Origin of the sequence: Akkermansia muciniphila (assembly GCF_018709685.1) — a bacterium.
In the GTDB taxonomy this organism is placed as follows: Bacteria; Verrucomicrobiota; Verrucomicrobiia; order Verrucomicrobiales; family Akkermansiaceae; genus Akkermansia; species Akkermansia muciniphila_E.
In genome coordinates this window covers 47,243-73,597 of the sequence record NZ_JABDHQ010000007.1, presented here as the reverse complement: position 1 = coordinate 73,597, position 26,355 = coordinate 47,243, and the positions used below count along the sequence as shown (strand labels likewise).

The 26,355-nt window shown below is 60.7% G+C and carries 23 protein-coding genes; 12 read left to right on the top strand and 11 right to left on the bottom strand.

Annotated elements, in window-relative coordinates:
• The first annotated feature begins 77 nt into the window (after nt 1-77).
• The 7 genes from HHJ06_RS06330 to HHJ06_RS06300 all read left to right on the top strand — a co-directional run bounded on the left by HHJ06_RS06330 (nt 78) and on the right by HHJ06_RS06300 (nt 7,801).
• Entirely contained in the window at nt 78-1,547 is a 1,470-nt protein-coding gene (locus tag HHJ06_RS06330) for a carbohydrate porin (RefSeq protein ID WP_215428509.1), read from the top strand.
• 84 nt (nt 1,548-1,631) lie between these two features.
• A complete protein-coding gene (locus HHJ06_RS06325) occupies nt 1,632-2,852 on the top strand; it encodes a hydrogenase small subunit (protein ID WP_251841442.1) in 1,221 nt (406 codons plus the stop codon).
• A 29-nt stretch (nt 2,853-2,881) separates the two neighbouring features.
• Nucleotides 2,882-4,639 (top strand): nickel-dependent hydrogenase large subunit, encoded by a 1,758-nt coding sequence (locus HHJ06_RS06320; protein ID WP_215428508.1) that lies wholly within the window; start codon nt 2,882-2,884, stop codon nt 4,637-4,639.
• Nucleotides 4,636-5,808: a cytochrome b/b6 domain-containing protein gene (locus tag HHJ06_RS11925; protein ID WP_215428507.1), complete on the top strand. Its 1,173-nt coding sequence runs from the start codon at nt 4,636-4,638 to the stop codon at nt 5,806-5,808. Before HHJ06_RS06320 ends, HHJ06_RS11925 begins: the two co-directional genes overlap by 4 nt.
• Before the next feature lie 21 nt (nt 5,809-5,829).
• Nucleotides 5,830-6,375, top strand: coding sequence for a HyaD/HybD family hydrogenase maturation endopeptidase (locus HHJ06_RS06310; protein ID WP_215428506.1), 546 nt, complete (start codon nt 5,830-5,832; stop codon nt 6,373-6,375).
• Nucleotides 6,368-6,709, top strand: coding sequence for a hydrogenase maturation nickel metallochaperone HypA (locus tag HHJ06_RS06305; protein WP_215428505.1), 342 nt, complete (start codon nt 6,368-6,370; stop codon nt 6,707-6,709). The genes HHJ06_RS06310 and HHJ06_RS06305 overlap by 8 nt, the downstream gene beginning before the upstream one ends.
• 201 nt (nt 6,710-6,910) lie before the next feature.
• Nucleotides 6,911-7,801, top strand: a complete 891-nt coding sequence (locus tag HHJ06_RS06300; protein ID WP_215428504.1) for a hypothetical protein — start codon at nt 6,911-6,913, stop codon at nt 7,799-7,801.
• 92 nt (nt 7,802-7,893) lie between these two features.
• Here the strand turns inward: HHJ06_RS06300 and HHJ06_RS06295 are convergent, their stop codons facing one another.
• Nucleotides 7,894-8,274, bottom strand: coding sequence for a DUF4870 domain-containing protein (locus HHJ06_RS06295; RefSeq protein WP_215428503.1), 381 nt, complete (start codon nt 8,272-8,274; stop codon nt 7,894-7,896).
• A gap of 206 nt (nt 8,275-8,480) precedes the next feature.
• On the opposite strand from HHJ06_RS06295, the gene HHJ06_RS06290 reads away from it, so the two are divergent.
• Complete coding sequence (locus HHJ06_RS06290; protein WP_215428502.1) at nt 8,481-9,206, top strand: hypothetical protein; 726 nt, start codon at nt 8,481-8,483, stop codon at nt 9,204-9,206.
• 105 nt (nt 9,207-9,311) lie between these two features.
• Here the strand turns inward: HHJ06_RS06290 and HHJ06_RS06285 are convergent, their stop codons facing one another.
• The 6 genes from HHJ06_RS06285 to HHJ06_RS06260 all read right to left on the bottom strand — a co-directional run bounded on the left by HHJ06_RS06285 (nt 9,312) and on the right by HHJ06_RS06260 (nt 15,902).
• Nucleotides 9,312-11,567, bottom strand: coding sequence for a beta-hexosaminidase (locus HHJ06_RS06285; protein WP_215428501.1), 2,256 nt, complete (start codon nt 11,565-11,567; stop codon nt 9,312-9,314).
• A 586-nt stretch (nt 11,568-12,153) separates the two neighbouring features.
• The gene (locus tag HHJ06_RS06280; protein ID WP_215428500.1) at nt 12,154-12,798 is read right to left on the bottom strand and encodes an NAD(P)H-dependent oxidoreductase; all 645 of its coding nucleotides are present in this window, start codon (nt 12,796-12,798) and stop codon (nt 12,154-12,156) included.
• A 32-nt stretch (nt 12,799-12,830) separates the two neighbouring features.
• Entirely contained in the window at nt 12,831-13,922 is a 1,092-nt protein-coding gene (hisC, locus tag HHJ06_RS06275; protein WP_215428499.1) for a histidinol-phosphate transaminase, read from the bottom strand.
• A gap of 214 nt (nt 13,923-14,136) precedes the next feature.
• Nucleotides 14,137-14,706: a hypothetical protein gene (locus HHJ06_RS06270; RefSeq protein ID WP_215428498.1), complete on the bottom strand. Its 570-nt coding sequence runs from the start codon at nt 14,704-14,706 to the stop codon at nt 14,137-14,139.
• Nucleotides 14,707-14,862: 156 nt separating this feature from the next.
• Nucleotides 14,863-15,693 carry a GrpB family protein gene (locus tag HHJ06_RS06265; protein ID WP_215428497.1) on the bottom strand — a complete coding sequence of 277 codons (831 nt, stop codon included), beginning with the start codon at nt 15,691-15,693 and terminating at the stop codon, nt 14,863-14,865.
• The gene (locus HHJ06_RS06260) at nt 15,690-15,902 is read right to left on the bottom strand and encodes a hypothetical protein (RefSeq protein WP_215428496.1); all 213 of its coding nucleotides are present in this window, start codon (nt 15,900-15,902) and stop codon (nt 15,690-15,692) included. Before HHJ06_RS06260 ends, HHJ06_RS06265 begins: the two co-directional genes overlap by 4 nt.
• A gap of 156 nt (nt 15,903-16,058) precedes the next feature.
• Here HHJ06_RS06260 and HHJ06_RS06255 point away from each other — a divergent pair, with 156 nt between their 5' ends.
• The 3 genes from HHJ06_RS06255 (at nt 16,059) to HHJ06_RS06245 (ending at nt 20,132) form a co-directional block, all read left to right on the top strand.
• Entirely contained in the window at nt 16,059-16,559 is a 501-nt protein-coding gene (locus HHJ06_RS06255; RefSeq protein WP_215428495.1) for a hypothetical protein, read from the top strand.
• A 291-nt stretch (nt 16,560-16,850) separates the two neighbouring features.
• The gene (locus HHJ06_RS06250) at nt 16,851-18,437 is read left to right on the top strand and encodes a SecDF P1 head subdomain-containing protein (RefSeq protein WP_215428494.1); all 1,587 of its coding nucleotides are present in this window, start codon (nt 16,851-16,853) and stop codon (nt 18,435-18,437) included.
• A 48-nt stretch (nt 18,438-18,485) separates the two neighbouring features.
• Nucleotides 18,486-20,132: a fumarate hydratase gene (locus tag HHJ06_RS06245; RefSeq protein ID WP_102713342.1), complete on the top strand. Its 1,647-nt coding sequence runs from the start codon at nt 18,486-18,488 to the stop codon at nt 20,130-20,132.
• A gap of 634 nt (nt 20,133-20,766) precedes the next feature.
• Here the strand turns inward: HHJ06_RS06245 and HHJ06_RS06240 are convergent.
• The gene (locus tag HHJ06_RS06240; protein WP_215428493.1) at nt 20,767-21,303 is read right to left on the bottom strand and encodes a hypothetical protein; all 537 of its coding nucleotides are present in this window, start codon (nt 21,301-21,303) and stop codon (nt 20,767-20,769) included.
• Nucleotides 21,304-21,475: 172 nt separating this feature from the next.
• On the opposite strand from HHJ06_RS06240, the gene HHJ06_RS06235 reads away from it, so the two are divergent.
• A complete protein-coding gene (locus HHJ06_RS06235) occupies nt 21,476-21,928 on the top strand; it encodes a 6-pyruvoyl trahydropterin synthase family protein (protein ID WP_215428492.1) in 453 nt (150 codons plus the stop codon).
• A 115-nt stretch (nt 21,929-22,043) separates the two neighbouring features.
• On the opposite strand, the gene HHJ06_RS06230 is transcribed toward HHJ06_RS06235, so the two are convergent.
• The 3 genes from HHJ06_RS06230 to ffh all read right to left on the bottom strand — a co-directional run bounded on the left by HHJ06_RS06230 (nt 22,044) and on the right by ffh (nt 26,251).
• Nucleotides 22,044-22,826: a hypothetical protein gene (locus HHJ06_RS06230; protein ID WP_215428491.1), complete on the bottom strand. Its 783-nt coding sequence runs from the start codon at nt 22,824-22,826 to the stop codon at nt 22,044-22,046.
• 211 nt (nt 22,827-23,037) lie between these two features.
• Nucleotides 23,038-24,687, bottom strand: coding sequence for a beta-N-acetylhexosaminidase (locus tag HHJ06_RS06225; RefSeq protein ID WP_215428490.1), 1,650 nt, complete (start codon nt 24,685-24,687; stop codon nt 23,038-23,040).
• 124 nt (nt 24,688-24,811) lie between these two features.
• Nucleotides 24,812-26,251 (bottom strand): signal recognition particle protein, encoded by a 1,440-nt coding sequence (gene ffh, locus HHJ06_RS06220; RefSeq protein WP_215428489.1) that lies wholly within the window; start codon nt 26,249-26,251, stop codon nt 24,812-24,814.
• Nucleotides 26,252-26,355 lie beyond the last annotated feature (104 nt).

Below are 26,355 nucleotides of genomic sequence, written 5' to 3'. Positions count from 1 at the left end.
GTATTCGTGTCAGCTTTTCAATTGAGTTATGACACTTCCGGGCGCCGCCTTGTCTGATTGTCTATATGAAACATGTCATGCTCCCCACCTTGTGCGCCGCTGCCGTCGTCACCTCCTGCGATCCCGTCCTGGCCCAGCAGGCCCCTCCGGTCACGACCACTCCTCCCTATCTGAACACGGAACGCGGCCTGCGCGTGAAAACGCTGGAAGGCCGGGAAATAAGCCCAAGCCTGTTGAAGGGCATGCGCCCGGAAGAACAAATCACCAAGAGGACGCCCGGCGTTCCCACCAAGCCCAGCGTACTGCTCCAGCATGAGGCCAGGCCCTCCACACCCGGCATTGAATGGTTTGCGGCCAAGCCGCTCAAGATGATGCCGTACCTGGACAGTTCCTACGTCTTCGGCAATACCTGCGCGGAACCGAACGCCTGGATCCGTGAAGACATGATTTCCACCGGGGCGCAAAAGATCAAGACCGCCCTGTCCAGATACGGCATCACCTATTCCGCCCAGTTCGGCTTCAACTACACGGGCCTGACGGGCGGCGGCCTGGAGGGGAAGACGGATTTCCCCTCCTACAACGGCTCCCTGCTGACCAACATCACCATTTTCCGCAACAATTCCACGGGCAGCGGCCTGTACCTGGCCTCCGAGTTCGACTTCGGCAACGGCTTTGACTTCAATGAAGGGAACAAGGGCCCCGCCACCACGCTGGGCTCCCTCCAGAACCCCACCAGCTCCTTCCAGGGGCCGGACCCCCACCTCAGCAACCTGAGCCTGGCGTGGGTGGGCGCGGGCGGCAAGCTCCTGCTGATGGCGGGCCAGCTGGACACCACCAACTACATGGACCACAACGCCTACGCCAACTCCCACAACAATAACTTGACCAACAGCGTTTTCGGCAACAATCCCATGCTCCCTCTGACGGATAATTCCCTGGGGTTCCATTTCGCGTGGCAGCCTACCACCTCCTTTTATGTGATGGGGGCCACCGCCGCCAACAACATGACCCAGAACCACAATCCGTTCAGGAACCTGAACTCGGACAACTGGACGAACGTGCTTGAATTCGGCTACGTGGCGGAGGACTTCTGCGGCATGGGTTCCGGCGTGTACCGCCTCCAGCCCTTCTTCACCACCAGCGGCGGGGACAACGGCGGCGGCGTGGCCGTGAACTTCCAGCAGCAGCTGGGCCGCGCCAGCCACCTGGGCTGGTTCTTCCGCGGCGGCTGGGCCAGTGATGACGCCGCCACGCTGACCGGCGTGCGCGTGGCAGCCACCACCGGGCTGGTTCTTCTCTCCCCCTTCCGGGGCAAGGGAGCTTCCAATGACGGGTACCTGGGCCTGGGCTTCCTCTGGCAGCAGGGCGCCAAAAAGAACGGCCCGTACGTGAACAAGAATGAATACGGCATTGAACTGACGTACGTGGCGCAGGTCACGCCCACCATGACGCTCCAGCCTGATATTCAGCTCGTCAAGAATCCCGTGAACGGCCGCAGGGGCCAGACGGCCGTGGTGTTCCAGGTCCAGAACGTCTGGTCCTGGTAACGGGCGCCCGGAGAAATTGGAAAATATTGATCGCATTTCCTTAAAATCGTGTCTAAATGGAAACGATTTACTTGGACCACGCACATGAAGCGCACTCAGCAACCTTCCATGCAGGAGGCGGAGCAGGCCTCCCTGAACCATGAGATATTAACCACCTGGCGCCCGGGGGAGACCCTGGGGGAACACATGGAGCGGCGCGGCGTCAGTCGGCGTGAGTTCAACAAGTGGTGCCTGAAGATGATTGCCCTGATGGGCGTCGCCACCGTGACCGGAGGCGTTTCCAACGCCCAGGAGATTGCGGACAAGATGGCCGCCCTGAAACGCCCGGTGGTCATCTGGCTCCAGCTCCAGGAGTGCACCGGGTGCCTGGAAAGCACCATCCGCAGTTATAATGAGGAGATCGGGGACATGGTGCTTTCCGCCGTCTCCATGCCTTACGTGGAGCTTCTGATGGCTCCCTCCGGGGACGCGGCCAACGCCGCCCTGGAAGAGGCGATCAAGGAACCCCATATCCTGGTCATCAACGGTTCCGTTCCGCTCAATGACGGCGGGGTGTACTGCACCGTGGCCGGGGATACGGTGGAGCACATGCTGCGCCACTGCGCGGAGAATGCCTCCTACATCCTGGCGGTGGGCTCCTGCGCGTACTTCGGCTCCATCCAGGCCGCCCGCCCCAACCCCACCGGGGCCGTGGGCATCCGGGACATCCTGACGGACCGCACGGTCATCAACGTGCCGGGCTGCCCGCCCATCGGGGACGTGATTACCGCCGTCATCATGTACATCCTCACCTTTGACCGCGCTCCGGAGTGCGACCTGGAAACGCGCCCGCTGATGGCGTACGGCACCCGCATCCATAACAACTGCCCGCGCCGCGCCCACTTTGACGCCGGCCAGTTCGTCAACGTGTTTGACGACGAGAACGCGCGGGAATGCTTCTGCCTGTACAAGGTGGGCTGCAAGGGACCGGATACGTTCTCCCCCTGCCCCATCGTGAAGTGGAACGGGGGCGTCAGCTTCCCCATCCAGTCCGGCCACCCCTGCATCGGCTGTACGGAGCTGTACTTCTTTGACCGCATGACTCCCTTTTACAAGACGCTGCCGAACGTGAACGGCTTCGGCGTGGAGGCCTCCGCCAACGTGATCGGCGCGGTGGGCGTAGCGGGCGCGGGCGCGGCCATCGCCGCCCATGCCGTGGGCTCCGCCATCCATTACAAGCGGCAGCACATGAAGGAGGAGGCGAACGTATCCCTCCCCGCCTTCGGTGACGCGCCCGGCTCCCCGGACAAGGAAACGGAAGAATAAACAGAAGCCTTTACCACCACCAGATTACCATGAGCAATTACACATCAGCGGACGTTCCGGAATCCAGCCGCGTGGTCATTGACCCCGTGACGCGCATTGAAGGCCACCTGCGCGTGGAAATGGAGGCCGGAGACGGCGTGATCAAGAACGCCTGGACTTCCACCACGCAGTACCGCGGCATTGAGGTGATCGCCTGCAAGCGGGACCCGCGGGACGTATGGGCCTTTGTGGAACGCATCTGCGGCGTCTGCACGGGCACGCACGCCATCGCGGCCCTGGCCGCCGTGGAGGACGCCCTGCAATACCCCGTTCCCGTCCAGGCGCGCCTCATGCGGGACCTGGTCAGCGGCGCCCTGGGCATCCAGGACCACGTCATCCACTTTTACCAGCTTCAGGCCATGGACTGGGTGGACGTGATGTCCGCCTTGAAGGCGGACCCCAAGGAGACCGCCGCCATCGCCAAGTCCCTTTCAGACTGGCCCCTGTCCTCCGCCTCGTATTTTGCTGGCGTGCAGCAGAAGCTGAAGGATTCCATCGCCCACGGGCAGTACTCCATTTTCACGAACGGCTACTGGGGCCACCCGGCCTACAAGCTGCCGCCGGAGGTGAACCTGCTGGGCGTGGCGCATTACCTCCAGGCCCTGGTCTGGCAGCGGGACATGATCAAAATCCACACCATCCTGGGCGGCAAGAATCCGCACCCGAACTTCCTGGTGGGCGGCATGGCCTGCGCCATTAACATGAACAATGACCAGGCCATCAACCAGTTTGCCCTGAGCTACCTGAAACAGCTCGTGCAGACCTGCCATGACTTCATCCACAAGGTATATTACCCGGACATCGTGGCCATTGCCGGATTTTACAAGGATTACGCCCACATCGGCGCGTCCAACCCCAACTTTTTCTGCACCGGGGACCCGTCCGAGATCAACACCGGGGCCCCCGCCGGCAAGGGAATGATCAAGCCCGGCGTACTGCTGAACGGGGACTATAAAAACGTGCTCCCGTTTGACCAGGACAAGATCAAGGAATTCGTCACCAGCGCCTGGTACAAGTACACGGAAGGGAGGGATGCGGGCCTGGCCCCGTATGACGGGGAGACGAACGCGGACTACAACGGCCCCCGGCCGCCCTACAAGTGGCTCTCCGACCACCCGCAGTACACCTGGGTGAAGGCCCCGCGCTATGACGGCCACGCGATGGCCGTGGGCCCGAATGCCCGCATGATGATCGGTTATGCCCAGGGGGTGCCCGCCATCGTGGAACGGGTGGACGCCGCCTGCGACAAGCTGGGCATCCCCCGTGACAACGCCTTCCTGAACTCCACGCTGGGCCGCGTGTACGGCCGCTCCCTGGACGCCCTGATCAACGTGGACATGATGGTAAACCAGCTCCAGGAAATGACGGACCGCATCAAGAACGGGGAGACCGCCACCTTCAACCCGGAAAAATGGGAGCCGGAAACCTGGCCCTCCTCCTGCAAGGGCGTGGGCTGGGTGGAGGCGCCCCGCGGCAGCCTGAGCCACTGGGTGCGGATTGAGAACGGCCAGACGGTGAATTACCAGGCCGTGGTTCCCAGCACCTGGAACAGCTCCGGCCGCGACGCGGAGGGGCAGATGGGGCCGTACGAGTATTCCCTGGCCCATACCGGAAAACACCCGCTGGTGGACCCCACCCGCCCGGTGGAGCCCCTGCGCACCGTTCACAGCTATGATCCGTGCCAATCCTGCGCCGTCCATTTGTTTGACGAGGAAGGGGAGGCCATTCTGACCAGACAGGACCCGTGAAAACGATTCTCATAGACAATGACCTCACCCTGGCGGTGGAGGACGCCATTCCGGCCACTCCGGCCAACACGCCGCAGGAGGTGCTGGCCCTGGCCGTGTGCGCCTCTCCGGACGGCAGCGCGGACCCCGGGGACCTGGCCCTGCTCCACGCCGCCAAGGAGCGGAACGTGGCGCTCCCGTACGCCCAGCAGAAGGATTCCTGGCAGGCCCCCTCCCGGGAAAGGCCGTACAGCACGGTCATGCTGAAAGCCGCGGACAGGGAGGACGCCGCCCCCTTCATGGTGGCGCGCGGCAGCCTGAGGGCGCTGGAAAAGCTGTGTGAAGCGGGCCACCAGGAAAGGGAGAACATCAGGAAGGCCTTTGAGGAGTACTCCTCCTCCGGCTTTGAACCTGTGGCCGTCGCCGTGCACCGCCCCGGCGCCCCGTGGCAACTGCTGGGCGTGGTGCCCATGCACGCCATGCGGGACGTCCGCAGCCTGTCCAAGGCCAAGGCGAACTTCCGCTACTTCCACGTGTGGGACTGGCCGCTGCGCGTGCTGCACTGGACGTGGGTGTTCTGCATCATCGGCCTGGCGGCCACCGGCATCTGCATTGCGGAAGGGTGGTTCCTGAAGATGGGGGACCTGCACGGGGCCTTCCAGTTCGGCACGCTCCGCTTCGTGCACTACGCGCTGGGGTGGACCCTGGTGGTGGTGATGATGCTCCGCTTTTCCTGCTTCTTCATGGCGTCCAACAAGTACCAGAGCTTCCGCGCCCTTTTCCCCGTTTCCAGACAGCAGTGGAAGGACCTGTTCGCCACGGCGTGGGACTATGTGTGCGCCCGGAGCGCCCTGGCCCCCCGGTACATCGGCCACAATCCCCTCCAGCAGTGGACGTACACGGGCGTTTACGTCCTGTTCACCACCATGGTGGTGACCGGGCTGGCCCTGTATGCCCTGTATGAGCCGCGCCACTGGTTTTACCACCTGTTCATGCCCCTGAATGACCTGATAGGCATTCCGTACGTGCGCCTGGTGCACCTGATCGGCATGTGGTGCTTCATCATCTTCGCCATGATCCACGTGTACCTCTCCATCCTCTCCGGGAACGTAGACCGGGACGGCACCATCTCCTCCATGTTCAGCGGAGGGCGCTGGCTGCGCAAGGGCGTCAAATTCCGGGATGAATAACTACTTTTCCCCACACTTTTCATGGAATTTGAGGAATATACGGAAGAACTCCGGGGCTGCCCCGTGAAGGGGAACGCCTATCCCGTACTCGTGCTGGGCGTGGGCAATCCGCTCATGGGGGATGACGGCATAGGCGTGGAGCTGGCGCACTGCCTCCAGGAGCGGGATTACGGCCCGCTGGTCCATGTGGAGGAAGGCGGAACGCTGGGCATGACCCTGCTGCCCCTGCTGGAGGACGCGGACACGGTCATCCTGCTGGACGCCGTGAAGACGGGCGCCGCGCCGGGGAGCGTGGTCACCCGCAGCAGGGATGAAATCCCGCGCCATTTTTCCCACGTCATTTCTCCCCACCAGATAGGCATGAAGGAGGTTCTGGGCGCAGCCCAGCTGTGCGGCACCCTGCCGCGCGCCATCACGCTGGTGGGGGTGGAGGCGGGGCACACGGACTTCTGCCGGCCCATGTCCGCAGAGGTGCGGGGAGCCGTGCCGCAGGCGCTGGAACTGGTGGAAACCCTCATTTCCCGTGTGCTGGCGGAACAGGAGGCGCGGAAAGACGCCCATGCATGAAGTAGGCATCATGGAAGAGGCGCTGGACATGGCCCGGCAGCTCATGGAAAAGAACGGGGGAACCCGGCTGATGCGCGTGCACATGACCGTAGGCAGCCTGAGCGGCGTGGTTCCGGAGGCCCTCCAATCCGCCTTCCTGGCCCTGAGAGACGCTTATGCGGCGCGGGACGCCGCCCTGGACGTCACCTGGGTGGAGGCCCTGTGCCATTGCGACGCGTGCCGCGCGGATTTTTTCTTCACGGAGCACGGCTACATCTGCCCCGGCTGCGGGGACCCCGCCCTGGCCATCCTGCGCGGGCGGGAGCTGGAGCTGACCCGCGTGGAGTGGGAGTAGTCCGCCATGCGGAAAACTGCGTTTCCCCCGTCCGGAAGAAAATAAGGTAAATTTACCCGAACATTTCTCCCTCCCGGACGGTCTAATATCATTGGCGCGCATCCACCGCGCCGCGAACGCCAACCCAGCTATAGGACCAACGCCATGAGCAATATCAACCCATTCATTCTAACAGGGATGATGCCGCTTTCAGCCTCATCCATGAACCGTGTCTCCTACATGTGCCCGGTCACCATCAGCAATGACGTGGTGCAGGGCCAGACAGACATTCAGGATTCCCTCACCGTTGATTCCGGCGGAAATCTTTACATCATCAACGCTCCCGTTTACGTGGGAGGCCCCAACCAGCCGGACCACGGGCACGGCACGGCGCACCTGGTCATCCGGAACGGAGGCACCCTGACCCTCCTGGGCAACCTGCCGGACCACATGACCGTGTTTCTGGGCAGCAAGGCCAAGGGCAGCCTGGAGATCAACGGGGGGCGCCTGCTGATGGGACAGGGGCGCATCCTGGGCTCCCGGGAGCACGAAGGCAGGATCGTGATGACGGACGGCTGGCTGTTCGCCTCTGAAGTGGACCTGCCCGCCGAGAACTCGGAACTCATCATCAGGCACGGCCTGATGCGCATCCGTAAGTTTTCCGGGAACGTCTCCACCCACATTTACGGCGGCGTGCTGCACGTGAAGGAGGAGGCCCATGCCAGCCGCATCCACCTGGTTGACGACGGGGTGCTGCTGCTGGGCAGCGTCACCAGCCAGCCTTCCGCGGACGTGATGGCGGGCGCGGGCATCAACTTCCGCGGGGACGGCGGCGCGCTGGTCATCCGCGTGCCCCATCCGGAAAACGCGCTGACGCGCACGCGGGAGGCGGAGCATGTTTTTGACGAGCTGCTCAGAAGAGGCAAGCTTTTCCATGACAGCGAACCCATGACCAGCTTCCAGGGCTTCAACATGCGGGAATTCACCGGGCATGACAGCCTGACGTATGCCGCCCTGCGCCCCGCCGCCCAACTGCGGGCGGAACAGAACCAGGTCACGCGCCTGCTGCACTCCTTCATGTACGGCGGCAGTGAGAAGGAACTGCCCATCTGAACCGCGCCGGGACGGAACCCCTCTGCACAAAAAAAGCCGCCGGCAAAAAACGCCGGCGGCTTTTCCATGTTATTAAAAACAGGAAGCGCCCGTTATTTCAGGAACTTGATCGTGAGGGGCATCACGTAATCGTAGTCCCCGTTAGCCACCTTGACGGCATTGATGATGGACAGGACGAGCCAGGCGATCACCACGATAATCAGCAGAGGAATGCCAATCAGCACCGTGCACAGGAGGATGCAAACAAACGTATAAATGGTCCAGGAAATCTGGGCGTTCAGAACATTCTTGCCCAGACGGTCCACCAGGGGGTTTTCATTCTTCCAGATCAGCCAGCAGACCAGCGGGGCAATGATGTTGACGCCTACGGATGATCCAAAAAGGAGAGACACCAGCGGGGAAACGCCCGTAATAATTGCCTGGGTGGTATCAGGCTTTTTTTCAGGAGCAGGCTCCTGAACCGGTTCCGGCATTATTTGTTGTTCTTCGTCCATAAAAATTCAAGGCGATGAGGAAGCGGGAGGGGAACGGAACCCTTTTCCATCCCTTTCCGCCTCAGTCTGTTTCTTTTTCCCACATTCCGCCCCGTAGTCAAGCTCCCAGACCGTTTCCAGGTAAAAAAGCCAATCCCCGCAATCATCCTTGCCTCCACGGCGGGAAGGGGCTACACATGCAGGCCATGACCAACGCCCTGACGCTGCTCACCTTTTCCGTCTGCCTGGGGGCCTGCTCCCCCGGCGTGCCGGAGATATTGCCTCCGGCCTCCTCCGTCACCCGCCGTGAAGCCCTTGAAACCAGCAGGGCTTACACCGCCATGGTCTGGAAGGGTTCCTCCCGGAACGTCCGCCATGGAGAGGACCCGGACGGCATCCGCATTGACACGCCGGACGCGGACGCTCCCGGCGGCCATGCCGGCGCGTGGTGGCGCCCCGGCAAGCGTTCCACGGGCATGCCGTACAAATGGGGCGGCTTTGACACCCCGCGCCAGTTTGCCGCACGGTTGAAGGCGGACGCCGCCAGCGGAGGCGCCCCTGCCGCCGCCGGAGACATGGGAACGGCGGAAAAACAGGCGGCGGGGGATGCGGCCGTCAGCCGCTTTGCCGCCGGGGTGGACTGCTCCGGCTTCGTCTCCCGCTGCTGGCGCCTGGACAGGCCCTTTTCCACGCGGGAGCTTCCGGCCCTTTCCCGGCCCGTGCCGTGGGAGGAACTCCGCACGGGGGATATCCTGATTGCGCCGGGACGCCATGTGCTCCTGTTCATCCAATGGGTGGGAACGGCAAAAGACAGGTTCATGGGCAGTGAAGCAGGCCCCCTGCCCGTCTGGAAATGCGGGGAGCACGTTTTCAGCCGCTCCAGCCTGGAGAAGAACGGCTACCTTCCCATGAGGTACAGGGGGATGCTGTGACACGCGCCATCCCAAGGCCCGCCCCGGAAACAAAGAGCGCCCCGCCATCCGGAGACGGCGGGACGCTGTAAAGGCCATAGTGCACGCAACTGCCCGGAGGGGCAGTTACTGCGGCTGCACGGTCATGTTAATCACCTTCCCCTGAAAGGAGGAGCCCAGTTCCTTCAGCGGGAGCACGAAGGTGGAGCGCACCCCCTGGGTGCGGGGTCCGAAGTTTTCGTCCGGGTTGCGGAAGCTCTTGAGCGTCATGGTTCCCGCGGGCTGGCCGTCAATGAGCAGGCTGGTTTTCTCCGGTTCACCCACAATCTCAACCTTCACCTTCCTGCCGACGGGCAGCTTGGTTCCGAAGGAGAATTCCAGGGAGTCATCACGGCGGAAGCCCATGGTGCCGTCTTTCATGACGGCAAACAGCTTGCCCTCCGGGCCGGAAAGGAGCACCTGCTCCGTTCCCTCCGGAGCGGCGGAAAGCTCAAGCTCCATGGCAAGGCGGTAGTTGGGGCCCAGCGCGGGCTGGTTCAACTGCTGGGGCAGCTTGCCGGGAACCACGGAGAAGGGCTTGGAGTCCTTCCACTTGTGGAGGGGGTTGGTGCGCGGGGCGTCTCCGATGGCCTTCACCAGTTCACGGTGCTGTTCAAAGGAGTCCGGAGCCTGGGCCTTCCCCCACATCTTCTGCGCCAGCACGTCCATGGAGCCGGAGACGATTCCCCAGATGTCATACGGGGCATAGCCGGAGTGCATGATGTCCGTCATGTCATTCCAGATGGCGAAGGCCGCGCCAATGAGCTGGGGATGGCCGGCGGGAAGGGTTTCACTGCCGATGCGGTTGGGAACCCAGTTTTCATACAGGCCCTTGTGGTTCCGGTCCATGCGGTAATAATTGGCGTAAGGCACCACGTAAAGGGCGCCGTCATTGGTATTGATGACGTCGTAGCCCTGGTTCACGGCTTCCCAGGCGTGCATCCACCCGGTGTTCCAGAGGTTCATCTGAACGCCCTTGCTGACCACGGGGGTTTTGCCGGGCTTGGTGCTCAGGCTGCCCCAGATGCGGGGCGTGTAACCGCGTTTCAGGGCGTGCTTCAGCACGGCGTCCGCAAAATGGCGGTAGTCCTCCTTGTTGCCGTAAAATTCATCCGCGCCCACGTGCACCACGTTGCTGCCGAATACCGGACGGCCCAGCTTGGGGTCCTTCAGCAGGTACTCGTCAAACACCTTGCCCACAAGATTGATGGTCTCCGGGTTGGCGGCGTCCAGCATCTCGTTGCGGCGTTTTTCATGATTCATGGGCCCCTTGTAAATGAGGTCCGGCCTCAGCCGGGTGAAGGAAAGCGCGTGTCCGGGAGTGTCAATCTCCGGCACAATGCTGATGCCGCGGCGCGCCGCGTAGTCAACCAGGTCCGCAAATTCCTTCTTGGTGTAGGAAAGGTCCCGGGCGGTGAGGGGCTGGCCGTCCTTGCCCTTCATGTTGGATTCCAGGCGGAAGGCGGTATAAGCCTCCTTGAACGGGTCGCGCCCCTTGTCCACATAGTGCTCCTGGAAGATGAAGTTGTTGTTGATGACCAGGTGCAGGTCATTCATCTTGTACCAGGCCATGGTGCGGATCACGTCCTTCAGGTAGCTGAGGGGATACGGCGTGCGGGCAATATCCAGCATGAAGCCGCGCAACTGGAAGCGGGGGAAGTCCACCGCCGTGCCGCAGGGAACGCTGCCGGGCGTCTGGCGGAGCATTTGCAGCAGGGTGCGCGTGCCCCAGAACAGGCCGGTGGGAGTGGCCGCGCCGATGCGGATGCCGTCCCTGGTCACCTGGAGCCGGTACCCTTCCTTGCCCAGGCTGCCGCCCTTGAGCACGGAAAAGGAAATATCCGCCTTGGCGCCGGGAGCCACAAACTTGACCTTATGGCCGAGCACGTCTTCCATATCCGCCGCAAATATCTGCGCCAGCTCTTTTTCCGGGCACGCTACGGTAACCGTGCTACCCAGCTTGTATTCACCCTGGCCGCCCTTCCATTGCAGGATTTCCGGGATAATCCTGGGCTTCGGGTTGCCCTGGGAGGCGTTCGGGGCCTTGAGCATGATTTCATAATCCTTGCTGACGGCTTCCTTGCCGTCCTTGGTCACCTTGAAGCTGACGTTGACCGGAGTGTCTGAAATGACGGGAGCTATTTTCCCCTTGCTGTTGATGAGCTCTTCGTAATCGGCCCCCAGCAGCTTGATCTGGGCTCCGGAAGCGCTGGGCATCGGCAACTGCTTTGCGCCCGCTTTCACCTCAGGGATGGAAAGGGAATTCGCAATCTGCTGAGCATCCTGCCCCATCAGCGGAGACGCCGCAAAGGCGGCAAGCATCAGGAATATGTTCTTTTTCATTATGTTGGTTTGTTCCGGGGAAAAGGTAAGTCCGGGGTTGTGCTAAACAATACGCGGCTTTCCTCCATTTCTTGCACGGAAGCAGGAAAAAAGGACACCCGCCCCTTCCATATAGCACAGGCGCTCCCCCATGTCTATTTTGAAAGAGGCGCGGCAGGTGCGGGCCATGGCGGCGGCAGGTTCTTCTTCCATGTTTTTTAATGGGACCGCCATGTAATAAGGGACGCCCGGCCCCTCAAACTACCGGACGGAAACCGGGGAGGAAGGAATGCCCTCCGCTTTGCTCCGGCAGGGATTTTAGGTGCGAAGGCCGGGAAACCGGACGTGCCCGGTTGGACGGAAGCTTGAAGCCCGTAGGGTAAGTGAATCTGAAAGATGAAGGAATCAAACCTCCGCTCCCAGGCGGCGGCTTCTTTCCAAACCGTGGAAGATGAACCTTCCCGTGCCCCTGGGGGGCCGCCTGCTCGGGAACGGTTGCCGCATGGGCCAGCGGCGCTCCTTCACGCGCAGGGATTAAAAAGGGAGATGCCGCCTGCGCGGCATCTCCCGGAAAGACGGCCCGTTCCGCTCCCGCAGGAGGAAAGGATCAGGCGCGGATGTCAATCACTTCACTGGCGGGGAAGCGCACCTTCGCCTCGCGGGCATAGGAATCATCCTGTGCGCGGTAGCCCAGGGCCACGCTCACCACGGAGCGGTACGGCGTGCCGTCCAGCCCCAGGATTTCATCATACTTTTCACGGTCCATGCCGCCGATGGTGCAGGAGTCCACCCTCAGGGCGGCCGCCGCGCTGAGCAGGAAGCCCGCGGCGATGTACACCTGGCAGTCCAGCCACGTGTGCATTTTTTCCGGAGTCAGGGATTTTACGTATCCGGTGTAAAAATCAGCGGAGGAGGCCAGCTTTTCCGCAGACGGGTGGCGCGTGAACTCAATCTGGGCCAAGTAGCGGTCCACGTCCCGCTGGGTAGCCGTCCTGCGGGCGCACAACACCACGTAATGGGAACAGTCCTCCACCTGGGACTGGTTCCAGGAGACTTCCCGCAGGCGCGCCTTCAATTCCTTGTTGGTCACCACCACAAATTTCCAGAGCTGGAGGCCCAGGGAGGACGGGCTGAGGCGCAGGCTTTCCGCCAGCGCGTGCCACGTGGGTTCCTCAATGCGGGCATGGGGGTCAAATTTCTTGCAGGCGTAGCGCCATTCAAGGCCGTCAATGTACTGTTCAGGGGAGATCATAACAGGTGAGACAGGATGAACGCTGAAAATGTTTAAAGAACTTCCCTTAAAACTTCAAGGCAGCGGGCATTTTCCGCGGGAGTGCCTATGCTGATGCGGATCCACTCCGGCAGGCCGTAGCCGTCCTGCGCACGGACGATCACGCCCCTGGCCAGCATGTCGTCGAACACCTTCCTGCCCTGCCCCACCTTCACCAGGATGAAATTGCCCTGGCTCGGAATCCATTCCAGGCCCATTTCCCTGAAGGCGTCTTCATAAAAACGCATGCCCGCGGCGTTGTTCTCCACCGTGCGGCGCACGTGCTCCGCGTCCGCCAGGGCGGCCAGGGCGGCCTCCTGCGCCAGCACATGCAGGTTGAACGGCGCGCGCGCCTTGTGCAGCATGCCGGTGACGTGTTCCGGCGCTACGCCGTAGCCCACGCGCAGCCCGGCCAGCCCGTAAGCCTTGGAGAAGGTGCGCAACACAATCACGTTGCGGCCCTCACGCACGAACTTCAGCGTGTCCGGCGGGTTGTCTGAAAACTCCCGGTACGCTTCATCAAAGCACACCAGCACGTGTTCCGGCACCTTGTCCATGAACTCGTCAATCTCCTGCTGGGTCACGACGGTGCCCACGGGGTTGGTGGGATTCGTGATGAAAATGATGCGCGTCCTGTCCGTGACGGCGTCCAGGAAGCCGTTCAGGTCATGCGTCCAGTCCGGCTTGTTGGGCACCTCCACATACGTGGAACCGAACAACTGGCTCATGACCGGGTACATGGAAAAGGCGTGCCTGGCGGCCACCACTTCCGCCTGGGGGTTCAGCAGGGCATGGCACATCAGTTCAATCACCTCGCTGCTGCCCGTTCCCACCACGGTCTGGTCAAATTCCACGCCGCAGAACTCCGCAATGGCGGAACGCAGCCGGAAAGCCGCGCCGTCCGGATAAATATTAACGCCGGCAGCCGCGCGGGCAACGGCCTCCACCGCCTTTGGGGACGGGCCCAGCGGATTTTCATTGGACGCCAGTTTCACAATGTCATGAGGGTCCAGGCCCAGTTCCCGGGCCGTCTCCTCAATCGGCTTGCCCGGCTGATAAGCCACCAACTCCAGCACATGCTGATTTGCGAAACTTTCAATACTCATAGCGGCGGAATGTTACCGCCATTACCCCCTTCTGGCAATACGGATTTCCATCCGGAAAATTCCTTTAAAAATGCCTGCCGCCGTGCCGTCCAGTCAACAAGCAGAGAGACGCCTTTCAGCGGGATTTTTCCCCTTGCCTCTGCCTCTTAAAGAGCATCCACTGCCGTTATATACTCAAATGCCGGGGGCCCCTGTCCCCGGCATTCATTCATCTTTACACTTCCGGGAGCTTGAATACCGGATATCTTCCGAGACCAGTTGATGGGAGTGCAGCAAATAGGTCCGCACGTAAATCCGGACCAGCTCCCCCGAGGAAAGGTCCACATCCCAAAAAATGAAATAGAGGCGCTCCTCCTTTTTTTCCACGATATCCGTCAGGGAATCCACAAAAAGATACGGGAAACGGCCCGGTGAACTTCCTTTTCAAAAACGGCCTGGAGTCCCTTACCTTCCGCATCCGGATGGTGGTCAGCAGCAATCCGTCCGGACTCAGCGTTTTCCGGGTTTCAGTATAGCAGGGGTTGTTGGCCTCGTTGCGTCCCATGCTGCGTGAAACCAGGGAGCGGGAATCCGCCTCCCAATACGGCGGAACATCCGGAATGCTATACCGTGTTCCATCAAAGGAGGGGTTCTGGAACGATTGTTTTTCCGCCGCCGTCACTTCCCGGCACAGCGTTTTCATGGAAGCGGCCGTTTCCGGCCTGATCCGGTCCCGACCGGGGTTTTCCATCTCTCCGGCAACACATGCCAAGGGGAAGAACATGAGGAATGTTCCAATATTCATCACTATTAAGTATATTGCTTGCAACATAATAGGCCAAAAAATCTGTAAAGGATATTTTGGATGAGGGAAAAAGGGCCTCCCCATGACCCCCATCCGCTACATGCCGAAGCCACGCGCACCCTCCTGATAAAAAGCGGACAGGCCCGCCCCCGTGCCTTACGGAACGTACCTGCCCGGCATTTCCTCCCGCGCCCGGCGGGTCATGGCCGTAATGAGCTCCGTCTTCCCCTCCGTATAGGCGTCGCGGTTGAACTCAAACTTCTCTTTTAAAGAGCGTTTGAGGCCGGCGTACTTCTGCGCCTCCTCCGGGTGAGCGGCCAGGTAATCCCGGAAGTAGAGTTCATCCCAGTCCCCCCAGGGGCGCACATGCAGGTGGAAAGCCTGCCCCCGGAAGCCTTTTTCCGTATACCCCTTCACCAGCACCAGGCGCATCTGCGCCTCGTCACGGTGCATCTCCCGGTAGCCGCACTTCTCCACCAGGGCGGGAACTTCAAAGACAAGGGAATCAGGCCCCACCTCCAGCAGAATGTCAATGGTGGGCTTGGCCGCCAGGCCGGGAACGGCGGTACTGCCGAAGTGGGAAAGGCGCCGGATGCAATGACCCGGCACGGCGGATTCCAGAGCATCCTTCTCCCTCCGGTAGATTTCCGCCCATTCCGGCCTGGGCTCACTTATGATAATGGGGAACAGACGCCAAAGTTCTTCAAGGCTCATGGCGGACAAAGCGGTTTTATCCGGAAGACGGCGGGGCATTCCCGGAAGATACGGGAGGCGGGGGGAGAAGTCAATTTCCCCGGCGCCCCTGCCCGGCTGCCGGCGTGGAAGCGCATTCCTTCTTCCCGGATTCTCCCGCCTGCCCTGTCCGTTCCCGCACCGGGGGCGGCACCGCAGCGCCTGGTACCCCGCCACGACAAAAGCGAAGGCCGTCACCGCCAGGAAGGAGCGGAACAACCAGGCCAGCAGTTCCCAATAAATCTCTTGAGTCATGCGGAAGGTTTTTGACGGGAGGACGATCCGTTGCCCATATCTTCCCGGAGACGCTTGACAGCAGAGGCAATCAGGGTAGCTTTGTCCAGCAGGCAGCGATCCACCTGGAGGGCTTCAGCTTCCGCATCCCGGAAAAAATGGACGGATAACGGCATTTTCCCCTTGATTTGAATTTTTTTCTGACTCTTTTTTTTATTTCCCGCCTTCATAAAAATCCTTCTTTTGGTGCAATAATGGCTTCAACAGCCCTCTTACGCTGTCATAATGCACCTGAAATGGTACTTTAGTCAACGAAAATATACCATTAAAGTTACCTTTTACAAAAAAGGTTGAAAAATCGCACCATTCCCGTTATAAATCATTACATGAGTGAGAATCAGGATGAACTCAAGGTGCAGATCAAGGCATGGCTGAAAGCCCAGAACATCTCCCGCAGTGATTTTGCGGCCGCATGCTTCGTCTCTCCCCACACGGTCCGCAACTGGCTTGCCAAGGTGTCCATCCCCAAGGACAAGGAAGCTCTCATCCGGCTCATGATGGAAAAGACGGAAGGAGAGAAAAAACTGAAGGAGGCGGCAAGAGCCAATTGGAAACCCTTTGCCGTCATGCTGAGCACGGAGGATTACAAGCTCATTGAAGAAGCTGCCAGAAGAGACAACATGACGGTGGAGGAATGGGCGGAAGCCACTCTGATCAAGGACGCCCAAAGGAGGATGAAGAATTATTACGACGACGAAAGCAGCCTGGTGAACGATACTCCCATGGCTGCGGAAATTCCGGAGGAATACGGCGCCCCCAAGTCTTCTTCCTCTTCCAGTTCTTCGTCCTCCGCCCCCTCTTCTCCCCGCCGCAAACCACGGCAGTAAACTACAGGGGACGTAACCCGCCCTTTCGGAACAGGAATGGCCACCCTCTGACGGTTCCCTTGACTCAAATCCTCCGGCACCCTGCGGTTCCGGGGGATTTTTATTCCGGGGCCTGGCGCGACGAAAGGCCATACGGCAACTGAACCGGGAACGGCCATGAGCAGACCATCTTAATGAAGAAGGCGCGTCCTGCGGGCCACGGCGGGGACATTAATAACGCAAAGGCTTGCGGCGCCTCAGTCCGTTCTTTTTTCTTGCCTGGCATGTCCAAGGGATTCTATCGTATTAACAATGAAACAACTACTCTGCCTGCTGCTCCTTTCCGCCTTCCGGCTCCCGCTTTCCGCCCTGGCGGAGGCAGTTCCTCCGCCCGTTCCCGCCATTGCCGTCAGGATGGTGCATCCGGACAATCAGGAGCTGGCCGGCAAAGGCAAACCGGCCCCGGAAGGGTACACGGCCTGCGTGCATGAGTTCCGGGGGAACGATGGGGAAATGAAACGGACACGGCTGTTTGTGAAAGATGCTCCCGTCATCACGGAAGCGGATGTGGAGCGTGCACAGGCTGATCCGGGCAATCCCGGACAGATCAACATCACCCTGAACACACGGGGCGGAAGAGCCATGAAAGAAACCACCTCCGCCATGAAGCTGGGGCATGACCGGCTGGCGGTTCTGGTCCATGGAAGGGTAACCACGGCTCCCGTAGTGATGGCCATTCTTTCCAATACCTTCACCGTCTCCGGACTGGACGGGGAAAATGAAGCTGAAAACCTGGCTGAACTGCTCAACCGCAAGGCTGCCGCCGGAAAGGCGATTTCCTTCACCCCCCGTGATCTGGCCCTGTACGCCGTTCATCCGGACAGCAGCCGGCTGGTGAAGGAAGGAACGCTTTCCGTACCGGGCTACCGGCTCTGGAGCCGCCCGGGCGCGGAGGAAGGAAAGAACGCGGAGAAGGAGTACCTGTTTCTGGGGAACGCCCCCATCGTCACCGGGGATTATGCCCAGTCCGCACGCCCCAATCTGGATTATCCGGGGCATCTGAACATCGTCTGGAATGAAGAAGGGGCCAGAAAGCTGGAACAGGCCTGCGCCGCCCTCCGGCCCGGCAGGGACAGGATAGCCGTAGTCCTGCGCGGAGCCATCCTGTCCACGCCCGTGCTCCATGGAGCGCCTTCCCATGCCACCCTCATTCCCGTGCCGGGGGATGACCGCCAGCTGGATGGCCTGTGCACGGCCATCAATAACCAGCTTCCGCCTCTCACGGAACAGCAGCAGCGGGAGGCGAAAAAGGAGCTGGCCATTTATCCCGTGCATCCCCGCAGCGCGGAACTGGAACAGAGGTTCCTCCCGGAACTCCGGCGGGGAAGAACCATTCACCTGAAAAGCGGGTTCCGCTCCATTCCTTACAACCGCCCCGGTTTCCCGGAGCCCGTCCCGGCCTGGGCCTTCATCCGGCCGGAATCCCTGATTGCCCCGGAGGATGTCCGGTACGCGTCACGGGAGCAGGACGGCACCATCACGTGCGACCTGCTGCCCCGGGCGTGGAAGAAGCTGCGTTCCTTCATGGACGGAAGCCCGGCGGGAAACGTGGCCGTGGCGATTGCCTTCCGGGGGAGGGTGCACCAGGTGTTCAACATCAGAAACAGCTTGTGGCAGATGTGGGGAGTCCCCCTGGTTACCACCATTCAGCCTGTTTCCGTCATTTGCATCTTCACCCCGGAGGAGGAACGGCGCATGGACCGGGAATTACTGTACTTCATCCTCAGGGACATGCTGTCCCCCGCCTGCCCATGGTTCTTTAAAAACTGCGTTCCCTTCCGTACGCTGGGGGAACAGAAGCCTTTTTTAATGATTGATTCCGGCTTGGACCGGCCCTGATTTTTTTGCTCGAACCGGGGGCGGCGCTCCGCTATATTGCCCCCCGTTATGGCAACACCGGATTTTCATTACCAGGACCCTTTTCCCATTGAAAAGGATGACACCCAGTACCGCCTCATCACGTCCGACTACGTGAGCGTGGGGGACTTTGAAGGGCACCCCATGCTCAAGGTACAGCCGGAGGGCCTGCGCCTGCTGGCCGCGGAAGCCTTCCATGACGTGGCCTTTTTCCTGCGCCCGGCCCACCTGAAGCAGGTGGCCGCCATTCTGGACGATCCGGAAGCCAGCGCTAATGACAAGAGCGTGGCCCTGACGATGCTCCGCAACGCGGAGGTAGCCTCCGCCGGCATCCTGCCCTTCTGCCAGGATACGGGCACCGCCACCATCGTGGGCAAGAAGGGCCAGCAGGTCTGGACCGGCTGCGATGACTGCGAACAGCTTTCCCACGGCGTTTACGATGCCTACACCCAGAACAACCTGCGCTATTCCCAGACGGTTGCGCTGGACATGTACACGGAGAAGAATACCGGCACCAACCTGCCCGCCCAGATTGACATTGAAGCCGTGGAAGGCATGAAGTACTCCTTCCTCTTCGTCGCCAAGGGCGGCGGCTCCGCCAACAAGACCTACCTTTACCAGGAAACGAAGGCCCTGCTGAACCCGGCCACGCTGAAGAAGTTCCTGGTGGAGAAGATGAGCACGCTGGGCACGGCGGCCTGCCCGCCGTACCACATCGCCTTCGTCATCGGCGGCACGTCCGCGGAAAAGTGCCTGAAGACGGTGAAGATGGCCTCCACCAAGTATTACGACAACCTGCCCACCACGGGCAACGAGTACGGCCGCGCCTTCCGCGACCTAGAGCTGGAAAAGGAACTGCATGAAGAAGCGTGCAAGCTGGGCCTGGGCGCCCAGTTCGGCGGCAAGTGGTATGCGCTGGACGTGCGCGTCATCCGCCTGCCCCGCCACGGAGCCTCCTGCCCGGTAGGCCTGGGCGTCTCCTGCTCCGCGGACCGCAACGCGAAGGCCAAGATCACGCCGGAAGGCATCTTCATTGAACAGCTGGAAACCAACCCCGGACAGTATATTCCGGAAGCCCTGCGCATGACCTCCAGCGAGTCCGTCTCCATTGACCTGAACCGCCCGATGAAGGAAGTGCTGGCGGAACTGAGCAAGTACCCCGTCACCACGCGCCTGAGCCTGAACGGCACCATCATCGTGGCGCGCGACATCGCCCACGCCAAGCTGAAGGAACGCCTGGAAAAGGGTGAAGGCATGCCCCAGTACATGAAGGACCACCCCGTGTACTACGCCGGTCCGGCCAAGACCCCGGAAGGGTACCCCTCCGGCTCCTTCGGCCCCACCACCGCGGGCCGCATGGATTCCTACGTGGACCTGTTCCAGGAAAACGGCGGCTCCATGATCATGATCGCCAAGGGCAACCGCAGCCAGCAGGTGACGGACGCCTGCCAGAAGCACGGCGGCTTTTACCTGGGCTCCATCGGCGGTCCCGCCGCCATCCTGGCCAAGGACAACATCAAGAAGGTGGAATTGCTGGAATATCCGGAACTGGGCATGGAAGCCATCTGGAAGATTGAGGTGGAGGACTTCCCCGCCTTCATTCTGGTGGATGACAAGGGCAACGATTTCTTCGCGAAGATCCGCGAAGGCTGGGCCTGCGCCGGCTGCGGCCATTAAGCCGCCCGGACAGAGCGCCGGATTTTTACCCCTGTTCCGCCATGCCGCGCGGAACAGGGGATTTTTTACGGGGCTTTTACAGGAAGAGCCGCGGCCATCCCTCATCCTTCTTCACGGGAAGCGGGATAAAAACCGGTTCATCCCTGCACTCTTTTATCCCTTTTGGGCTTTTGGGTGAACTCTCCCGAGCATCCCACGGTCCGCCGTTCAAGCATTCCATGAGGAAATCCACAGCCGCCAGAAAACCTTGCAAGACGTTTCCCGGAGATTTTCCCTCTTGACTATTTATGGAAATTTTCCATAGTAGTCCCAGTTAGTATCATACAAATCACATCACCTCTAATAAATCGCCCCGTCCTGTGTCAGCAGGACGGGGCTTTTCGTTAGCTGAACATTACAATGAGTAATTCAATCAGCCTAGTTAGTATGATACAGTAATTCACATGGTACACCTCCTTTTTCAATCCGGGACCAACCCGGCACGGAGATTGTGCATAAAATAACATTTATTTCAAGATTTTCTCATTTGAGAAGTTAAACACACAAGCGGCCGAATACTGTCTTTCAGCCTGTTTTCCGCACGTGCCGCAATCCGCTTCACAGGAAAACCTCCGGAACCTATGCGGCGCCCGCTTCACCCAAGCAGGGAATAAAGCAGCATCAGCGTCAGATTGGCGCCAGCGGCCAGCAACAGCCTGCCCGGCTTCAAGTACCGCGCCTTTCCCAGGAAAACCGCCAGCACCGTGAAGACGGCATACAGGGATGTCCATATCAGGAAGAATTCCGCCAGATTCCTTCCGTTCCCGAGATTGTCCAAGGGCATCTTCCAACCGTAAAACAGGAGGGGAAACGCCGGAAGCACAGCATAAACGGCATATACCCAGTTCCTCACCACCGGCCTGAAGGTGACCGTCAGCGGGTCCCTGCCAAACAGGATATTCCGGGCATGAATGTCCTGCACTTTTTCCTTCCGCAAAGCGAAGGGCAGATAGAAGAGGAGAAGCATGGGCAGCAGGGCGGCCCAGGCGTACAAGATCGTAGCCGCCCCCAGCATGAAGACGAAGAAGGCCACAAAAATGATGGGGATGGCCGCCATGAGCAGGAAAAGAAGGCTTGTCCTGCGATCCGATTTTTCTCCCATTTTCAGGAAGGACCATGAAAGGTAGGCCATAGGGTAAAAGGCTGGTTTTCCGGATGTTGACAGAAACCACTGCCGCACGCAAGGAAAAGCCGCCCACCGCCAGCTAGAGCCGTCACACCCCCTTCCGCACGCAGGAAAGGGGGGACGCAGACAGACTCTGATTGGGATTGCCCGCCGCCCCTTCCCACGCTATCCTGCCCTCATGGCCTACCGAATCTGCAAATCCATTGAACTGGAAAGCGGGCACCTTCTGTCCAAGCACCCCGGCAATTGCAAATTCCCCCATGGCCATACGCGCTCCGTGGAGATGGTGTTCCGGGCGGATACGCTGGACGCGAATGACATGGTGCTGGATTTCAAGGCCGTCAAGCAGATGATGGGGGATTTTCTCCAGCAGTTTGACCATTCCCTGTGCGTGAATACGGAAGACCCCAATTACGCCGCCTTTGTGGCCGCGTACGGGGAACGCATCATCCCGTTTGACCGGGAAGACCCCACCAGCGAGGTGATGGCGCGCACCATTTTCAACTTTGCCCGGCATGCGCTGGAAAAAGCCAAGGAAAGCTGCGGGGAGTACCCCGTGCGGGACTGCGTCACGCTGGAACGCGTGCGCGTGTGGGAGACCAGCAGTTCCTGGGCGGAATACGGGGAATAGAAGGGACAAGCCCGCTTTCCGCCGTCCCTGGAACGGGCAGGCACCACTCCATTCAGCTTGCGGTCTCCCGGCCGCAAGGCAGCTTCTCCTGCACGGAGTTTCCGAACGCCCACCCTTAAAAGGGATTGATGGAGATCATGCGTTTAGACGTCTTGTGCCCGTAGGTGGAGGAATACACATCCGTAATTTCACGGGACCATTCGTCAATGGTGTGCTGATGGTGGGCGTATTTTTTAAAGTCCTTGGTGTCCACGCCCAGCAGGGAGCTGTGGTCTTCCTCGTAATCCGCAAATTCGGAAACGATGCGGCCATTCTCATCACGCAGGCGTCCCGCCATGGCGATGTGCCCCTTCTTGATGAATCTCTTGACCAGGCCGCCCCCCTTGATGCCGCTCAACGCCGTGACAAAGATGCCCGCTTTGGCGTTCGTAGGCGTAATGGAGATGATGGCGAGTTCCAGCGTATAGGCTCCCTTGGTGCCGACGGGAACCATGTCGAAATTCGGGTTTTTGGCAACCTCCTTCTCCATGCTGGCCGTCACGCTCTTCTGGAAGTACGCCGCCAGATTGCGCAGGGCGTCAAACCCTTCACTGGTCTCCGGCCTCACATCCATGTGAACCGTATCCACCGGAAGAACGGCCATCATCACCTTTTTGCCATTTACGCCGTTCACCCTGTCATTCCATACCTTGTCATCCGGAGCGTTCCAGTAGGCATCAAAAGGAATGCGGGAATCCCCATTCTTCACACAATGCTCCACAAACCCCGTCTGCGGCACATGCTTGAAGTTGTTGGAACAGGCTACCACGGCCATGCCGCCAAGCAGGACGAGGACCATCAGGGAAGCCAGAAACAGAAACCGGTATTTTTTCATAAACAGGGAATCAGCTAGAGTCATTTCATACATGACCCGGCATCTTCTGTCAATAAAACCCCAGGAAACGGAACTCCCATGAACGGAAAAAGACAGGGAGGCACGGAATATTCCGGAAACCGGAGGGGCCTTTTAAGGCGGCACGGCTGAATCCCGCAATCAGCCTTCCCCCGGAAAAGGAAACCGTGAAGCTCATAAGGCGCCGGATTAAAAGAACGTCCGCTCCGGGCGCTTCTTAATCCTCATCATCCATGGGGCGGTATTTCACGGCCAGTTTTTCCAGGAGCTTCAGGGCCAGGGCCGCGCGGCTGCGGAAGGATTTGTAGTCCCGCGGGTCGCAGTCGCTCCAGGCGCGTTCGGCCAGCGCCAGGGCACGGGGCCACGCCATGTATTCCACCAGTCCCATGTTGTACAGGTATTCCGTCCAGATGTTGGCCTGGAGGCCGCGCACCTTGGCGGCCTCCTCCGGAGAGAGTTCCGGCAGTTCATAGCCGTAGACCTGCCTGAGCGGTATCAGACCCCCGATGGCCTTCGGCTCCGTGGGAGCGGCGGACTGGTAGTAGTCAAAGTAGAAGTGGGAGCAGGGGGCCAGAATGACGGGATGCCCCTTTCTGGCCGCCGCCGCGGCAAAGTCATTGCCGCGCCATACCATGACGAAGATGTGCTTGTCCGCCTCCAGCTCCCCGGCTTCATCCCAGACGATGGCGTCATAACCGCCCTGGCGAACGTAGTCCGCAATCTGCTGCAGAAAGTCCCGGCTCAGGGCCCTGAGGTCCGTCTCCTTCAGGTCTTTCAGACGGCTCTGGCAATATTTGCAGTTTTTCCATGCTTCCGCGGATACCTCGTCATGGCCCAGATGGATGGGGGAGCCGGGCGGGAAGACGGCCTTGAGTTCATCCACCACGTCTTTCACGAAGCGGAGCGTTTCCGGACGCCCCATGCAGACGGCGTCCCGGCCTTTTTTGCCTTCCACGGGAAAGTCCACCCCGTCGCAGATCAAATCCCCGTAAGCATGCATGGCCGCGTAGGAATGGCCGGGAAGGTCTATTTCCGGCACAATGGCGACCTGGCGGCTGCGGGCATAAGAGATGATTTCCCGCATTTGATCCTGGGTGTAAAAGCCGCCGTAGGTGGCCTCCGGGTCATGCTCCTGGATGGCCAGCTTCACTTCCTGCCAGTTCCATTCCCCGTTGGCCAGCGGCACGCGCCACGCGCTCATGGAGGTGAGGAGGGGGTATTTTTTGATTTCCATGCGCCAGCCGGGCCCGTCCGTCAGGTGCAGGTGAAGCCGGTTGAGCTTGAACAGGGACATGGTGTCAATCATGCGCTTGACCTCCGCCATGGTGAAGAAGTGGCGGGAGACGTCCAGCATGATGCCCCGCCATTCAAAGCGGGGAACGTCCCTGATGGAGAAAACGGGCACGGAGAAGCCTTCCGCGGTCCGGTTGGCGTTCAGTATCTGCACCGTGCTCTGCCAGGCGTAAAAGAGCCCGGAGGGAGCCGCCGCTTTCAAATGCAGCACGCCCCGGCCCTCCTTCCCGGCGTCCAGGCGCGCCTCATATCCTTCTCCCGTTCCCGCGGGGGTTCCTTCCACGGAGCACACCACGTCTGCGGATTCCCTGTCCCCGGTCATGGAGAGGCCGGACAGGACGCCCTGGGCGTTGAGCACATTCAGGAGAGCTTCCACTACGGGAGCATCCTTTTCCGGCGCATAGACCGCCAGCCGGAGCGGGAGACGCGCCACGGCGGACCGGTCAGACCTGCATGCGGAGGGCGCGGGGAGCAGCACCTCCTCCGCCGGGACGGCATTACCTTTTTCCGCATTCAGCAAGCCGGCCAGAACCAGCACAGCCGCCACCCGGTAAAACCGCCTTTGATCCGTCATTCCCGGAGTACGGGAACGCCCCAGCCGTTCTTTCACGCAAAGGGCGCCGCCAAGAGGGCCGCTCTCCGTGCACGCAAATAAAAAGGCGCGGCTGATTGCACAGCCGCGCCTCCGGTCATAACCGTTATTTGCGGCCGCCGAAGAGGCCGCCCAATCCTCCGCCAAGTCCGCCAAGACCTTTCAGGGAACCAAGACCGCCGCCCATGCCGGGAAGGCCGGGCATCTTGCCGCCCTTCCCTTTCATGGCCGTCATCTGCTTCATCATGGCGCCCATTTTGCCCTTGCCGGACATCATCTTGCGCATCTCGGAAAAATTCTTGATGAGCTTGTTCACCTCCATCAGGGAGCGGCCGCAGCCGGCGGCAATGCGGCGGCGACGGGACGGGTTCAGCAGGTTGGGATTGCTCCTTTCCCTGGCCGTCATGGAGAGCACGATGGCTTCCATGTGCTTCATCCTTTTGGGATCCAGCGCGCCGTCCGGAAGCTGTTTCTTGATTTTGCCGAAGCCGGGGAGCAGGCCCAGCAGGCCTTCCAGCGGTCCCAGGTTCTGCATCATCTTCATCTGGTCCAGGAAGTCGTTGAAGTCAAATTTGCCGGACATCATGCGGTCCATGGATTTGGCCGCCTGCTCCTCGTCAATGCGGGCGGCGGCATGTTCCACCAGCCCCACGATGTCGCCCATGCCCAGGATGCGGTCCGCCATGCGGCCGGGGACAAAGGGGCCGAACTGGTCCAGCTTTTCCCCCTCACCGGAAAATTTGATGGGCTTGCCCGTCACGGAGCGCATGGAGAGGGCCGAGCCCCCGCGGGCGTCCCCGTCCAGCTTGGTCAGGACGATGCCCGTGACGTTCACGGCCCGGTCAAAGGTCTGGGCCACGTTCACGGCCTGCTGGCCCGTGGCGGCGTCCACCACCAGCAGGGTTTCCCGCGGGGAGAGGAAGGCGTGCAGGTGGCGCAGCTCGTCAATCAGGGCTTCGTCCACTTCCTGGCGGCCCGCCGTGTCAAAAATCATCACGGTCCCGTTCTGGGTCCGGGCCCATTCCAGGGCTTCACGCGCCACGGCCACCACATCCCGGCTGCCGGGGGCGGGCTTGTATACGGGCACTTCTATCTGTGCCGCCAGCGTGGCCAGCTGGTCCACGGCGGCGGGGCGCACCAGGTCACAGGCCACCAGCAGGGGGCGGCGCCCTTCGTTTTTCAGGCGCAGGGCCAGCTTCGCGCTGGTGGTGGTCTTGCCCGCGCCGTTCAGGCCCACCACCATGATTCTGGCGGGGTCCGTCAGGTCCAGCCCTACGGCGTCCCCGCCCAGCAGGGCGGCGATTTCATCCCGGAAGATTTTGACGATCTGTTCCCCGGGCTTGATGGATTTAAGGACTTCCTGCCCCATGGCGCGCTCCTTCACGCGGCCGATGAATTCCCGGGCCACGCCAAACTCCACGTCCGCTTCCAGCAATGCCAGCCGGATGTCGCGCAGGGCGTCCGCAATGTTCTTCTCTGAAATCTTGCCCAGGCCGCGCAGCCTCCGGAACGTGTTATCCAGTTTATCTGCTAAAAGTGAAAACATAATCGTATGATGCGCCAGACTGTGCCACAATTCCCCGCCCCCGTCAACAAGTGCGCCCTGCATGGGACATGATGCTTGACTTGCCGGGGGCTTCCCCCCATCTT